Here is a 13,463-nt window from a genome sequence, read left to right as displayed (position 1 = left end):
TCTTCCTTTCTTGCAATATAAAACTTTTAGCTATAAACCCTATTTATATAATCGTTATACATCATATTTAAGCCATCTTTTAATGTAATTTTATGCTGCCAACCTAATGCGTGTATTTTATTTAAATCTATGCTTTTTCGCAATGTTCCATCATTTTTTCCCGTGCTTTCGAATAAAACTTGCCCTTTATAATTAAGTATATCTTGCAACATTAATGCCAAATTTTTAATTGTAATTTCCTCTCCTGTGCCAATGTTAATATGAGAGTTTTTTATTTTTCCATTAATATTTTGTGCAATATCTGTAAAATTTTTATATTGCATTAAATAGATACTAGCATCAGCTAAATCATCGCAGTGCAAAAATTCTCTACTCGTGTTTCCTGTTCCCAGAAGCGTTACATGCCTATCATTGATGCCAAATTTAGAGAGATACGCCTTAGCTTCATTGATACTCTCTAGACTTAAATCCATCAATAATTCATCATATCTATTCTCGTAGAGTAGTTTTGCTAAAAATATTTTTCTAAAGATGGCTGCTTGAACATGAGAGGTTGCTAAGTCAAAATTATCATTTGAACCATATACGCTAACAGGCACAATAGGTATAAATTGTACGCCATATTGAATACTATAAAATTCACATAATTTAATACCGCTAATCTTTGCTATTGCGTAAGGTTCATTATTATATTGCAAATCACCTTGAAAAATATATTCTTCCTTTATAGGCTGGGGAGCAAATTCTGGATAAATACAGATACTACCAAGATACAACAGCTTTTGCACATTGTTTTTTGCAGCATAGTGAATTACATTGTTTTGCATAGTGAGATTTTCATACAAAAAGTTTGCCCTCTCATGTAATTGTGCTAACATGCCGCCAACTTTAGCAGCACAGAAAAACACGTATTCTGGTTTTTCCCGCTCAAAAAAATCACGAACCAAAGATTGATCTAGCAAGTCTAGTTCATCATGCGTTTTAGTAATGAGATTATTAAATCCCATATTTTGCAGTTTTTTAAGCACTGCTGAGCCTATAAGTCCAGTGTGTCCTGCTATATAAATTTTAGAATCTTGTTTCATTTTTATATTTCTCTCTTGTAATGTTTATGTTTATTATAGCACCCTGCAGTTTAGTTTAGTTCGCTCTTTATAAGGACTGAATCATAGCATATAAAAGCTATAAATACTATTAATCATAGATAAACATGCATTGCTGGGCTGCATTTGTGTTATATTTTAGTTGTATCATGATAGCTTGGCTATGTAAGATACGAGATAGTTGGGGTTTTATAGCGTATCTTTAACATTTTTTAGAGTTTGTTTTAAATTTTTATCAGTGTTACTATTATGTATTGGATAGTCTGTTATTATCAATAGTGGATTCATGGTTGTGCTTGTGCTGTATTGTTAAAGTTTGAACTTTAGAATATGACAACCCTATCTAGTCGTTACGATGTGCTTGGAGTATGTCAAATAAATTAATATTAATAATTAGTTGTGATTTTATATTATAAAAGAGACAATTTGTTATCTTTTTTGTGTATTATGTATCTTAGTTATTATTGCTATTTATTATAAGGTGTATGTGATGTCAAGACTTAAACTCGGGATTAATGCAAAGGTGTCAATTAGCACAGTTTTGATGGTGCTTGTAAGCTTTAGTGTTTTGGCATGGCTTGTATATTTTAACTCACAAAAAACTATTACTCATATTGAATATGAGACACAAAAAAGGCAAGTAGCACAGCTAGAAAACATCATTAATATTTATGTTGATGAGAAAAAGCGTCTTGTTAATAAACTTGCAAAAGAATCTCTTGTTGGTGGTTTAGATGAGACTCAAATGACACAAAATCTTCACCTTATTCAAGAATCAGGAGACTTTAATCTCGCTTATATTGGTTTAGAATCTAATGGCAGAATGCTACGTAGTAATGGTAAACACCAATATCCACAAGATGGCTATGACCCACGCTCAAGGAGTTGGTATCAAATCCCTAAAAAATCATTGAATGATGAAGTACTAAGTGTGCCTTGGATTCAAAATTCATATAAGATTCCTGTCATTGGTTTTGCTTCCCCACTTATTGAAAATGGACATTTAATTGGTGTGGCAGGTGCAGACATTTCACTTAAATCACTAAATGCTTATATCCACTCACAGGATAAAAATACAAGTCAACAAGAGATTGTTGTTGTCGATATAAATGGTAATTATGTGAGTCGTAATGACGAAAATAAGATTTTGCAAAGCGATGAGTTGTCAAGAGCCATAAAGAGTGACTTTAATACAGATTCGCCAACCTTTAAAATTGGAACTAATATTGCCACCTGTAAATTAGAATCGCAAACACAATGGCTACTTTGTTCGATTATCCCAGAATCTCGAATCGCCAATGCACTTAGCAAGAACAATAGACCAGTTTTTATTATGCTTGGTATTTTTGCACTTATTCTTATTGTTGTGCTTTATTTGATTTTAGCGTATTTGCTCAAGCCTATTGGACGCATTAAAGATAATTTATTAGAGTTTTTTGACTTCCTAAATCACAAGAAAAAAGTGTAAGTCTTCTTAAGCTTCGCAGCGGTGATGAATTTCAAGAAATGGCAGAAGCAATTAATGACAATATAAAGATAATTCAACAAAATATTGTAAGAGATGCAAAAAGTTTAGAGGAATTTTTCCAGGCTGCTGAGAATATTAAGCAGGGGCATTTACATTTGCAAATTCAAATAAATGCAAACGGTCCTCAACTCACACAGCTTGGTGTCTTATTTAATGAAATGCTTACTTCTCTTGATGAGCATGTTTCGCGTGTGCTTGTGATTTTGAGGCAATATACTGAAAACAACTTTCAAGAGCAAGAGTATCATATAACACAGGATTTACAGGGTGAACTTCAAGCAATGAATGAGGGGGTTGGGCATTTGGGAGAGGAGATACGCAAGATGCTTTTTACTAGTCTTGGTTTTGCAAAATCACTAAATCTAAAGGCAAAAGAGCTTGAAGATTCTGTAACGACAATGAGTCAAAGTTCTGAAGAGCAAAGCAAATCATTGGAAGAAACAGCAAATGCAGTAAGAGAGATTTCTCAATCTATGCAGAGTATTGATACGAAAGCTCAAGAAGTTGTGCAACAGGGTAGCGATATTAAAAAGATTCTGGGCTTTATTGCTGAAATTGCCGATCAAACAAATCTTTTAGCACTCAATGCAGCGATTGAGACAGCAAGGGCTGGAGAACATGGACGAGGTTTTGCAGTCGTAGCTGATGAGGTAAGGAATTTGGCTGAACGCACACAAAAAAATCTTGGTGAAATAGGAGAGAGTGTGAATTTACTTGTGCAAAGTATTAATGATATGGGCGAGTCTATTAAAGTGCAGATGGAGGGGATTGCACATATTAATGAAAGTATCATAAAACTAGAAGAGATAACACACCACAACACTCAAACCACATATAAAACACAAGAAATTAGCATAGGAGTTGAACAAATCGCGCAAGAAATTTTACAAGATGCAAATAGAAAGAAGTTTTAGGTAAATTTTCATGTTGGTTTTTTGAGTTTAGTGTGTAGTTTGTTGTTAGATTTAGCGTTTGGTGTGTTGAATGTTTTGCTCTGTTTGATTCTGTGCTTGTATGTATCGTTTGGAAGTTTTGTGCAATTTCTTTTATCATATTTTGCTTATACTCATGTAATTTTATTGCGATTTGGTGGAATTCTTAGGGGATTTGGTGAAGTTGCAAAAGTCTTTAGAGTATCATAAGATTTTATAAAAATCAACATTGTGCTCTGTTAGTTTGGGTTTAGTGATTTTATAACTTCTAGTTTCATATCTATAGGTATCTAAGCTTTATGTATCAGCTATGCTGTGTGCAATGAAATGACCTGTAATGGGAGGGCTAATATCTTTAAACATAGATTCTATGATCCTATACAATCTTGTTGCAAATTAATCTATGCTGCTGACTTGATATAATGATCCTTATGTTTTAGTGCTAAGATAAGGATCTTACATGCGATCTGGGAGCTATATGCCTCACATACAAGAAACATTATAAATTAAAATTTTTCCCACTCCGTATGATCCTTGCTTTTATCCATTATGGATATACCCATATTCTCCAAAATACTCCTAATAGAATCTGCTTTTGTGAAATCTTTTGCTTGCTTTGCTTCTAGTCTTTCTTTAATGAGGGCTTCAATCTTTAGTTTTTCCTCCTCATTTACACCAAGCTGAAAATATTCACTATAACTCAACACACCAAGTCCAAGCACAAAATCAATTAAAGCTAAATTAGCTTTTGCCTGTTCTTTGTATATTTTATCTTTTGGTTGATTATCAAGATGTTCGTTTGCTTCTTTTATGAATTCCTCAATTACGCTTAGAGCAAGTGAAATATTTAAATCATCATTAAGCGATTCCATAAACTTCCCACTGAAATCTTTTGCTGCTTGTTTTAAGAGATTGTGTCTATAAGTAGTGAGAAATTGATCCCATTCTTCTGCATTTATGAAATCTTTGTTGCATGTGGAATTACTAGTAAAAGAAGTGTTAAGCGGTAGGAGCTTTGGCAGAGACACTTTTGCATAATCAAGTCGTTTTTTAAGACGATATATCTTATCAAGCCTTTTTTTAGATTGCAATAAATCTTCTTCATTAAAATGCAGAGGACTTCTGTAGTGTGTGCCTATCAAATAATTACGTAAAATCTCACCATGATATACTTGTAGAGCATCTTTAATAAAAAAACTATTGCCTAAACTTTTACTCATTTTCTCGCCATTGATAGTCACAAAGCCATTATGCAGCCAATACTTTGCAAGTTCTTTATTATGAAGGCAACGAGTCTGTGAGGCTTCATTTTCATGATGAGGAAAAAATAAGTCTTGCCCACCAGCATGTATATCAATACAAAATTCTTTGTCTTTATATGCGAGTACAGAATCAATCATGGCAGAACATTCAATATGCCAACCTGGTCGCCCTTTACCTAATATGCTTTCATAACCTATGTCGTGTTGTCCTTTATATGCTTTCCATAATACAAAGTCCCTTTGATCCCTTTTGCCTTCTTCTGCTTCAACCCTGTGTATCGAATCTGTATCATCAAAATGTTTGCTTAATGTGCCATAATCCTTATCCTTACTCACCTCAAGGCAAATATCTCCATTTGGTAAGCGATATGCAATATCCTTTTGCATTAAAGATTCTATGAAGCTTGACATAGATTCTAAAAACTCTGTTGCACGAGGTTCAAAATGCGATCTTCTTACATTCAAAGATTCCATATCTTGCAAATATTTTTCTATATAATGTTTTGCTAATTCATTGAGTGGTGTTTGTGTTTGAAATGATTTATTGATAAGTTTGTCATCAATATCTGTAAAATTCTTTGCCACCACTACCTTATAGCCCTGTATTTCCAAGAATCTTGCGAGTAAATCAAAGCTAATTGCACTTCTAGCATGTCCCAAGTGTGCATCGTCATAAACGGTTGGACCACATATATACATACGTATTTCGTTTGTGTTAAGTGGGGTGAGTTCTAGCTTGTCTTTATGCCTTGAATCATAAACTTTCATTATCATCATCCTTTGTTAATATCTTTTCATTTTATTCGCATCATGCAATGTAAAAAAAGTGCTTGAAGACTTGCAATACAATAAAGGTTACTCCAAGCGCAATAAGCAGATAAAGAGTGTATTTTTTATGCTGAATTATAACTAAAAAATTGTGAATCCCAAATGCTTTTATATTAAAAACCAAAAGTACAAGCCCCCCAATACTTCCAGCAAGTGCAACCAAAAAATAACGCAAATCCCAAAGTATGCCATCTGTGATATTTAAATAACGCATACTAAAAATAAAAATTGCAGAAAGCAGTGTGCCAACTGCAAGTGCAACAACAGAGTATTTTGCAGCCCTTGCTTGTTGCTTTTTAGCATAAAGCCAAAGAGAGAAGATACGTGTTAGGCCAAATGTTAAAAGTCCAGCCATATAGCCAATAAATGCCCATGCAACCTGTAAAGTGTCTTCGCGTGTGAAGTTTTTTCGCTCAAATAAAAGCCATACGATTTCATTGCTAAGCATGATGCCACCAAGCGTACAAACTGAAAGAGTAATAAGTAGAAACCAAAAAGCTGTTTTTAGATTCCATAAAGCCATTTTTTCATCTTTTCGTTCAATTGCCTTTGCGATGGTTGGGAATAAAGCACTTGAGATTGCGATAGCAAAGATTGCTAAAGGGAGTTGAAAGATTCTATTTGCAAAGTTTAATGTACTTACACCACCATCAGAATTTGGCAAAAGTGTAATTAAGCTTGAATCAATAATTGCAATAATTTGTGCAGTAGATGCTCCAAGCATAGCGGGAAAAAATGCCTTAAAAAATGCCTTGATATCAATAAGTAGGCGTAAAATATTATATTTTGCTTTTACAAAAAATGCTAAGGGATGTACAATATGATCATGTGTCGATGTGTTTGGATGAGGGTTTTTACTCTCATCGTTTATCATTTTAAAGCTTATACCCTTAGGACTTATAGTTATATGAGAATCTTTACACCATTTTTTTAATGCTAATATGCCAACGTATTGCAACCTCCATAATCCTGCTTTATAGAGCGGGTAAAAATGAACAACTATTTGACATATACCACCAATAAGCACTGCATAGCTTAACACATATACAGCTTGAAAAAGCTCCTTATCTGTTAATGTCGTTTGAAATTGATAGGGCAGCATCGCAACAATCATAGCAATATTTAAAAGTGCTGTATTATAGGCATTTACCCAGAAGATATTTTTATATTGCAACAGCGTGCTTAAGTAAGTCACAATAAAAATGAGTATGAGATACCAAAAATGGATACGTACAAGTGGCATGGCAAGTGCAATTCTATCTTCATCATAGCCCAAGGCTAGAACCTTTGTAATAAAAGGCGTAAACCACATGACAAGCATACTAAGTATCAAAATAAAAAAAATAAAAATCCAAAAAATACTCACACTAAATGCCCCTTTTTTCTTTGCACTAAGAAAAAATGGCAAAAAGCTTTGCACGAATGCTCCCTCGCTTACAACGCGACGAAACATGTTGGGAAACTTGAAAGCAATAAAGAAAATATCACTATAAATACTTGTTCCAAGAACTGCTGCTTGCATAGCATCACGCAAGAATCCAAAAATACGTGAACACAAGATTCCAGATGCATTTGTAAGAAAAAATCGTTTAAGCTTATTTGTTTTGGTATGATTTTTTTTAATATTTTGTTGTTTTTTATTGTTTTTCATTTTGGTATCTATATCTCGTGAATGTTTTTCTAACATTTTTATACTCTTTACAAAAATATAGTAGAATATATGATGTTTTTTGGGTTGATTATTGTAACAAACAAAATTTGATTTTAAGGTTAAAGCAATGACTTTTTTTGCGAAAAAGAAACTCAAGGGTGTGCGTGATTGGGTTAAGGAACTTACGCAATTTTGTGCTGATTCTGAATTGAGTTTTAATGATTGCAACTTTCACGTTGCACAAGTGCATACAATGCTAAAAAGAGATGATAAAGTATTAGCCCCAACTTTTTTTAAAGAATCTTATAATCAAACAAGTGATGAGATTTATCAGACATTTGATATTGAAATTACACCAAAAGAATATGATTTTTCAAAGTTAAATTTTACTTTTAGTTATCGCCATTTAGAAGCCATTTTGATTGTGAAAGAGGGTTTTTTTATTGACAATAGAGAGCAATATAAAGTTCAACTCATAGATCATATTGTCGCATTTCTTATACAAAAAGATATTATTATTACAAATATAGAACAAATCAAAATGCGTGTAGATAAGATTATAAATGAGAATTTTACACCGCCATGCACAATTATGGAAGAGCGAAGGTTTATTTTTTTGCGTTCGAAAGCTGATATAAAAAAGCAGGGCTTTACCAATCTTTTAGAAGAAAAGTGGTGTAGAGAAAATCATAGAAGTCCATTACCAAACGCACTTTATGGAGTTGTAGAGGGTGATCCTATCGGATTTTTTTTAAAAGATTCTATACCAACATCTGGTAGAAACTTGCAAGGTGAATTTATAGATATGAAGAACTTGCATTTAAATACGCCAAAGAGTGGAGATGGTAAGTCACATCAAGATTCTAAGGAATTTGAAAGTGGGACATTTCGCTACAAAGCTCCACCTGAAGCTGGTAGTGGCATTCGAAAAATAGAAGAAGGTCAAGTCGTCAAATATGAGGCAGATGGGCATGGTATTGTGGAATTTGCAGAATCTGGGTTGAGGTTAATTGACATAGGCACCTTTCAACAAATTGGACGCACAAATAGTATTTTAGGTGGTGTTGAAAAAATGGCAGAAGTGGATATTGATTGCCCAGATAAGACAAAGGATGCTGTCCAGAATGGTGCAATTATTGAAGCTGAAGTGGTAAATATTAAAGGTACTGTGGGCGAAAAAGTCGTAATCAAGGCAAAAAAGTTAACAATTAATGGACAGACACATCAAAGTGCGACATTATATGCAGATGAAGCGAGTATTAATATCCACAAAGGGGTATTATACGCAAAAGAGGCTGATATTGATAAATTAGAGGGTGGCAAGGTATATGGCGGGAGCATTAATGTGCTTGATGCACAAGGGGCAAAGGTCGTTGGCGATAGCATTGTGATTTCTAACTTGCATTCTAATACACACATTAGATTCTGTGAGAAACTTCATTTAAAGGCGATTAATGGCAATGAAAATCAAATAAGTTTTGATGTCTTTGCAAATTTTGATAATAGAGAAAAACTCTCAAGTGTTATCTATTTTGATACATTACTCAAGGACAATATTAATGCACGCGTGGCATTTTGCAGGGCATTAGCGGATAAAATGCAAAAATTAAAACCAATCATTGATAACTTAAGACCAGTTATTGACCGAAGTAAAAAAGAGGGCTTTGAGCTTGATTCAGAGACAAAAAAGACATTAGGATTTTATGTTCTTTTGTTACGCCAGATAAAAGAACAAAAAGATATGGCAACGCAGTTGCAGAAGCTACGCACAGAAAATATGCAAAAAGGAAAGGCTATAGAAAAAAAGCTAGGTATTGCAAAACTCACAACAGAATCAAGCTGGAAAGATAGCAATCAAATCATTCTGACACGTCATTTTCCGCCTGCAACAAATAAGATTTTTACCCAGGATTCTGATATGTTTGAGGTGTCGATTGATGATGATGGGCTAATGGAGAAGATAGAGCAATAAAGATATCTTGTTTTTTATTGTATATGGCGGGGTTATTCAATAGAAGGGGAGTTTTTTGTGATTTTTTAAATTCTCTCTTATAAGTGTTTTGGCGGTAGGGTAGGGTTGAATGAGCTTTAACTTAAGTAAGCATTGAGAGTCAGATGTATAACTTCATGATAATAAATCTTACCTTTCATTCAAGATTTATTACCCTTTTAACCTAATAGATATATTTATATAAGAGTTATTTACTTATAAATTCCTATTCTCCTGCTACCAAAATTTTATGATACCTTATTGCAAGTCTAGATAGGACTGATTGCATGAATATATCTACATGTTATATAAGGCTTTCTATAAGCTTAAATTAAAACGTATTGTATCCTCTAATACTTTTAAAATTGTATGAAGACGTTTTTATAGAGACATTGTTGTAAAAAGTTTTATCTTTAAACCAACCCTTCTTGGGTATTTTTATGTGGGGATTATATAAAAGTCTTTTACTAAAGGTGCTTATGATTGCTTCCATCTTGCTAAGCTTAAATACTGCATATGTGCCGTTTTTTGTTTGCTTTTATAAATGCTAAAGCTTTGTTCTTAAGGCAAAGCGTGATTGCAGTAGTGTGGTTTTGCTAAAGAATAAAACATTTTAAATGATTCTAAAAGCTATGAAGAGACTAAACTTACTCTGCAATCAAACATAAACTTTTATATAATGTGTAGAGAATGTCATGATTAAGGATACAGAGGTGAAAAACTCTGTAGAAGAAACATTGCAAGTAGTTTAAATAGAGGAAGCAAGATGTTAAACGACTTTATATAATCCATTATGCTGATGAAACATAACATATAAATGGATATGGATAGATTTGTGAGGCATACACAAGAAGTCTTTTTGTATAGATTAGAATCTTTACTTGCTTCCTTGCTGTTTATGTTTAGTGACAAACTACTCAATTTTAATGCAATGATTGCAATAAATATAGGATTCTGCATGTTATTTGTAGCGTTGCAAGTTGATTTATTAGCATTTGGGGAAGAATTAATAAATGAGCTACCTTGCTTGTAATAAAAAATAAAACACTTTATTTCAAAGTGAGCAGAAAAAAGCTTAAGATTTAAGGAATGAATTGGTGTGTCTATAATAAACAATACACAAGATAAAGAGATTAAAGTAAATAAATTCTAAGCTTTACAAGAGGACTATTAGACTGGAGAGCAAATATACACGCAAACTTGAGTTAAAAATAATAAGTTTATTTTAACTCAAGAAACACTATTGTTGCAACTACATCAATAGGCTCTCATATAAGCAGGTTATAATAATACTCTCGTGTAATCATTATCACTAAGCTTTGTTTCCAAATTTATCCTTGCTGCACAATATCTCATGAAACTATTTCAAGTTTGCATCTTTTAAATTATGTTTAATAAGAAGTTTATCATACTCCCCACTTTCCTTAAGCTCTTTTATAGCATTATCAATTTTAGCCAATAGTTCTGCGTGTTTACCCTTATCAAATGCGATAGATAATCCCTCGCTACCATCTTTCTCACGATAGAATCCTATAAGTTCTCCATACTCTCTAAGATAACCTTGTGCGGTTGCATAATCTGCTAATACCACATCAACTTTGCCAGATTTAAGGTTTAATATAGCACCTAAAATACTTTCACTCATGACCACATTAATCTTGTAATCATTCTTCATTTTCTGTGCAGCTTGCTCTTGCACTGTACCAAGGAATACCCCAACTCTTTTCCCTCTGATAGAATCTTTATCATTTATTTCATTATTATCTTTTCGTTTTATATATAAAGTTTCACCTTCATAATATGGGATACTAAAATCTACTTGTTTCATGCGTTCCTGTGTTGCACTCATGCTTGATATAATCATGTCAATTTTGCATGCCTTTAATGCGGGTATAAGACCATCAAAACTCATGTGATTTAAGGTATATGTAAAACCCACCTTTTTACTAATTGCATCAAGCAAGTCGATATCAAAGCCCACAATTTCTGCATCTTTTTTATATTCAAATGGCGGATATTCCGCATTTAAACCAACCCGTAACTCCTTATCATTCCCACCACATGTATTCTCTTTACTACAAGCAACAAAAAAGAATATAAAACCAACACATAATAACTGCAATATTTTCTTCATAAACAACCTTTCTAATGATTTAAAACCTTGTTAAGAAACTCTTTCAAGCGTTCATTTTTTGGTGTATTAAAAACCTTATCTGGAGTATCATCAACAATAATTTGTCCTTGCTCCATAAATAAGATTCTATTTGCAACATTTTTTGCAAAGCCCATTTCGTGTGTAACGACAACCATTGTCATACCATCTTTTGCAAGTTCTTGCATTAATGCTAACACCTCGCCAACCATTTCTGGATCAAGGGCTGAAGTTGGCTCATCAAATAAGATGACGTTAGGATTCATACATAAGCTTCGAGCAATGGCAATGCGTTGTTTTTGTCCACCTGAAAGCTTTGATGGTTTTATACTCTCTTTTTCTAAAAGTCCAACACGCTTTAATAAGCTTCTAGCCTTTTGCATTGCCTCATCTTTTGTCATAATTCCTGTTTGGATGGGTGCCAATATAAGATTTTCTATCACATTCTTGTTATGAAACAGATTAAAATGTTGAAAAACCATGCTAACCTTTTGACGCACCTTATTAATATCTGTTTTAGAATCCATAATATCTATGCCATCAACAATGATTTGTCCGCTTGTTGGAGTTTCAAGTAGATTAAGACAACGTAAAAAGGTGCTTTTCCCACCACCGCTAGGACCTATTATGGCTACCACTTCACCTTCTTTAATCTGCGTTGTAATTCCATGCAAGATTGTATTTTCACCATAACTTTTTACAAGATTATGTACTTTAATCATGTTTGTGTAACTCCCTCTCCAAAAGTTGCGTAAGCCATGAAAATATTTTCACACACATGTAGTAAAATACCCCTGCAAATATATATGGTGTTGGATTATATAAAACGGCTTGTAACGCTTTTGCTTGCATTGTCAAATCATTCACGCTGATTAGCCCAACAACAGAGGTTTCTTTAAAAACAACAATAAATTCATTTGCAAGACTAGGTAAGATATTTTTAATCGCTTGAGGCATAATTATATGACGCATTGTTGCAGAATGTGTTAGCCCCATAGCTCTACCAGCATCCATTTGTCCTTTATCCACACTTTGTATTCCAGCTCTCACTATTTCTGCTATATATGCTGATGAGTTTAAACCGATAGCAACAAGGGCAGCCAAAAAGTTATCATTTAGTGTTGCAAATACAATATATGCAAACACTAAAAGTTGAATAAGGAGAGGTGTGCCACGCAAAATATCGATATATTCATCAATAAGAAAGTTTAAAATGCGTATTTGCAGCATACGTAAAAACGCAAGTAAAACACCGACAATAATACTTATAAAAACTCCGCCAGTGGTAAGTATCAATGTGATTCCAATGCTTTTAAAGGTTGCATGTAAATCAGCACTACTTAAGCCATAAGGAAAAGTAAAATAGAAACCAAGTCCTACGATTAGACAAAAAACAAAAATGCGAAAGAAATTTTCCAAATAAAAACCTTATAGAATCTTTAGAAGACCGATATTATCTAAAAAATTGCATTTTTGGTAAATGCTTTTAGAGTTTTCTATCGCAAGAAAATACAAAACAAGCGTATAAAAATACCAAAGAATTATGAAAGTGAGAAAAGATTCACACAGAATGTGTGCAGATTTGCAAAGACATTTAAAAAGATTTTACACTGACATCTAAAAGTAGAATCTAGCATAATTCACAAAAAGACTTGTTAAAGCTCTACAAGTCTAGCTTATAAGAAAAGCCTTTTATGCTCTAAATTTCTAGTCTTTGTAATGAAATCTAAGCTTTTAAGCCAAAGATTCTAAAGAAAATAATAAGACATTTTAACTAGAGATTCTAAAAAGATTTCGCATATCTCTTTTTTAAATGAAGCCTTTAGGAGATATCAAAAAGAGGACACAAATTCTTAAACAGACCTGCAAAAATCTCACAAAGTATCTATACTAAAGTGTCTCAAAAAAGCTTTAAAACAAGTCTCAAATGGAATCTAAATGAAAATCAAAGGGATTGTAAAAGTAAAACACTTTTACATGCATCATTTTATAATGCTTTTCAATCTTTCTTCACATT

General features: G+C 33.0%; 10 protein-coding genes. 4 read left to right on the top strand and 6 right to left on the bottom strand.

Going from position 1 to position 13,463, the window contains the following annotated elements; translation table 11 throughout:
- Window positions 1-26 precede the first annotated feature (26 nt).
- On the bottom strand, window positions 27-1,085 hold the full coding sequence (locus LS81_RS03555) for a GDP-L-fucose synthase family protein (protein WP_034345323.1): 1,059 nt from the start codon (window positions 1,083-1,085) through the stop codon (window positions 27-29).
- 508 nt (window positions 1,086-1,593) lie between these two features.
- Between LS81_RS03555 and LS81_RS11850 the strand changes: the two genes are divergently transcribed.
- Together LS81_RS11850 and LS81_RS12305 are read left to right on the top strand one after the other, a co-directional pair.
- The gene (locus LS81_RS11850; protein WP_233715873.1) at window positions 1,594-2,571 is read left to right on the top strand and encodes a cache domain-containing protein; all 978 of its coding nucleotides are present in this window, start codon (window positions 1,594-1,596) and stop codon (window positions 2,569-2,571) included.
- Between the two features lie 38 nt (window positions 2,572-2,609).
- The gene (locus LS81_RS12305) at window positions 2,610-3,545 is read left to right on the top strand and encodes a methyl-accepting chemotaxis protein (protein WP_052096487.1); all 936 of its coding nucleotides are present in this window, start codon (window positions 2,610-2,612) and stop codon (window positions 3,543-3,545) included.
- A gap of 524 nt (window positions 3,546-4,069) precedes the next feature.
- Here the strand turns inward: LS81_RS12305 and cysS are convergent.
- The gene (cysS, locus tag LS81_RS03540; RefSeq protein ID WP_081955895.1) at window positions 4,070-5,593 is read right to left on the bottom strand and encodes a cysteine--tRNA ligase; all 1,524 of its coding nucleotides are present in this window, start codon (window positions 5,591-5,593) and stop codon (window positions 4,070-4,072) included.
- A 40-nt stretch (window positions 5,594-5,633) separates the two neighbouring features.
- On the bottom strand, window positions 5,634-7,340 hold the full coding sequence (gene murJ, locus LS81_RS03535; protein WP_052096486.1) for a murein biosynthesis integral membrane protein MurJ: 1,707 nt from the start codon (window positions 7,338-7,340) through the stop codon (window positions 5,634-5,636).
- A 91-nt stretch (window positions 7,341-7,431) separates the two neighbouring features.
- On the opposite strand from murJ, the gene LS81_RS03530 reads away from it, so the two are divergent.
- Window positions 7,432-9,276 (top strand): hypothetical protein, encoded by a 1,845-nt coding sequence (locus LS81_RS03530; protein ID WP_034345319.1) that lies wholly within the window; start codon window positions 7,432-7,434, stop codon window positions 9,274-9,276.
- An 841-nt stretch (window positions 9,277-10,117) separates the two neighbouring features.
- Entirely contained in the window at window positions 10,118-10,327 is a 210-nt protein-coding gene (locus LS81_RS03525; RefSeq protein WP_161976741.1) for a hypothetical protein, read from the top strand.
- A gap of 327 nt (window positions 10,328-10,654) precedes the next feature.
- Here LS81_RS03525 and LS81_RS03520 read toward each other — a convergent pair whose 3' ends face one another.
- From LS81_RS03520 to LS81_RS03510, 3 genes are read right to left on the bottom strand one after another with little or no spacing between them, the layout of a single operon-like run.
- Window positions 10,655-11,428 (bottom strand): transporter substrate-binding domain-containing protein, encoded by a 774-nt coding sequence (locus LS81_RS03520; RefSeq protein ID WP_034345314.1) that lies wholly within the window; start codon window positions 11,426-11,428, stop codon window positions 10,655-10,657.
- A gap of 11 nt (window positions 11,429-11,439) precedes the next feature.
- Window positions 11,440-12,168 (bottom strand): amino acid ABC transporter ATP-binding protein, encoded by a 729-nt coding sequence (locus tag LS81_RS03515; protein WP_034319167.1) that lies wholly within the window; start codon window positions 12,166-12,168, stop codon window positions 11,440-11,442.
- The gene (locus LS81_RS03510) at window positions 12,161-12,865 is read right to left on the bottom strand and encodes an amino acid ABC transporter permease (protein WP_034345311.1); all 705 of its coding nucleotides are present in this window, start codon (window positions 12,863-12,865) and stop codon (window positions 12,161-12,163) included. The genes LS81_RS03515 and LS81_RS03510 overlap by 8 nt, the downstream gene beginning before the upstream one ends.
- Window positions 12,866-13,463: the final 598 nt, after the last annotated feature.

The organism is Helicobacter trogontum (assembly GCF_000765905.2).
Classification (GTDB): Bacteria; Campylobacterota; Campylobacteria; order Campylobacterales; family Helicobacteraceae; genus Helicobacter_A; species Helicobacter_A trogontum.
The sequence above is the reverse complement of the archived record's forward strand: the minus strand, read 5'-3'. Positions and strand labels throughout refer to the sequence as shown.

What these genes read in the sequence shown, in the direction of transcription:
- LS81_RS03555 (WP_034345323.1), bottom strand. Translation starts at nt 1,085, where the DNA reads ATGAAACAAGATTCTAAAATTTATATAGCAGGACACACTGGACTTATA.
- LS81_RS11850 (WP_233715873.1), top strand. Translation starts at nt 1,594, where the DNA reads ATGTCAAGACTTAAACTCGGGATTAATGCAAAGGTGTCAATTAGCACA.
- LS81_RS12305 (WP_052096487.1), top strand. Translation starts at nt 2,610, where the DNA reads ATGGCAGAAGCAATTAATGACAATATAAAGATAATTCAACAAAATATT.
- cysS (WP_081955895.1), bottom strand. Translation starts at nt 5,593, where the DNA reads ATGAAAGTTTATGATTCAAGGCATAAAGACAAGCTAGAACTCACCCCA.
- murJ (WP_052096486.1), bottom strand. Translation starts at nt 7,340, where the DNA reads ATGTTAGAAAAACATTCACGAGATATAGATACCAAAATGAAAAACAAT.
- LS81_RS03530 (WP_034345319.1), top strand. Translation starts at nt 7,432, where the DNA reads ATGACTTTTTTTGCGAAAAAGAAACTCAAGGGTGTGCGTGATTGGGTT.
- LS81_RS03525 (WP_161976741.1), top strand. Translation starts at nt 10,118, where the DNA reads ATGGATAGATTTGTGAGGCATACACAAGAAGTCTTTTTGTATAGATTA.
- LS81_RS03520 (WP_034345314.1), bottom strand. Translation starts at nt 11,428, where the DNA reads ATGAAGAAAATATTGCAGTTATTATGTGTTGGTTTTATATTCTTTTTT.
- LS81_RS03515 (WP_034319167.1), bottom strand. Translation starts at nt 12,168, where the DNA reads ATGATTAAAGTACATAATCTTGTAAAAAGTTATGGTGAAAATACAATC.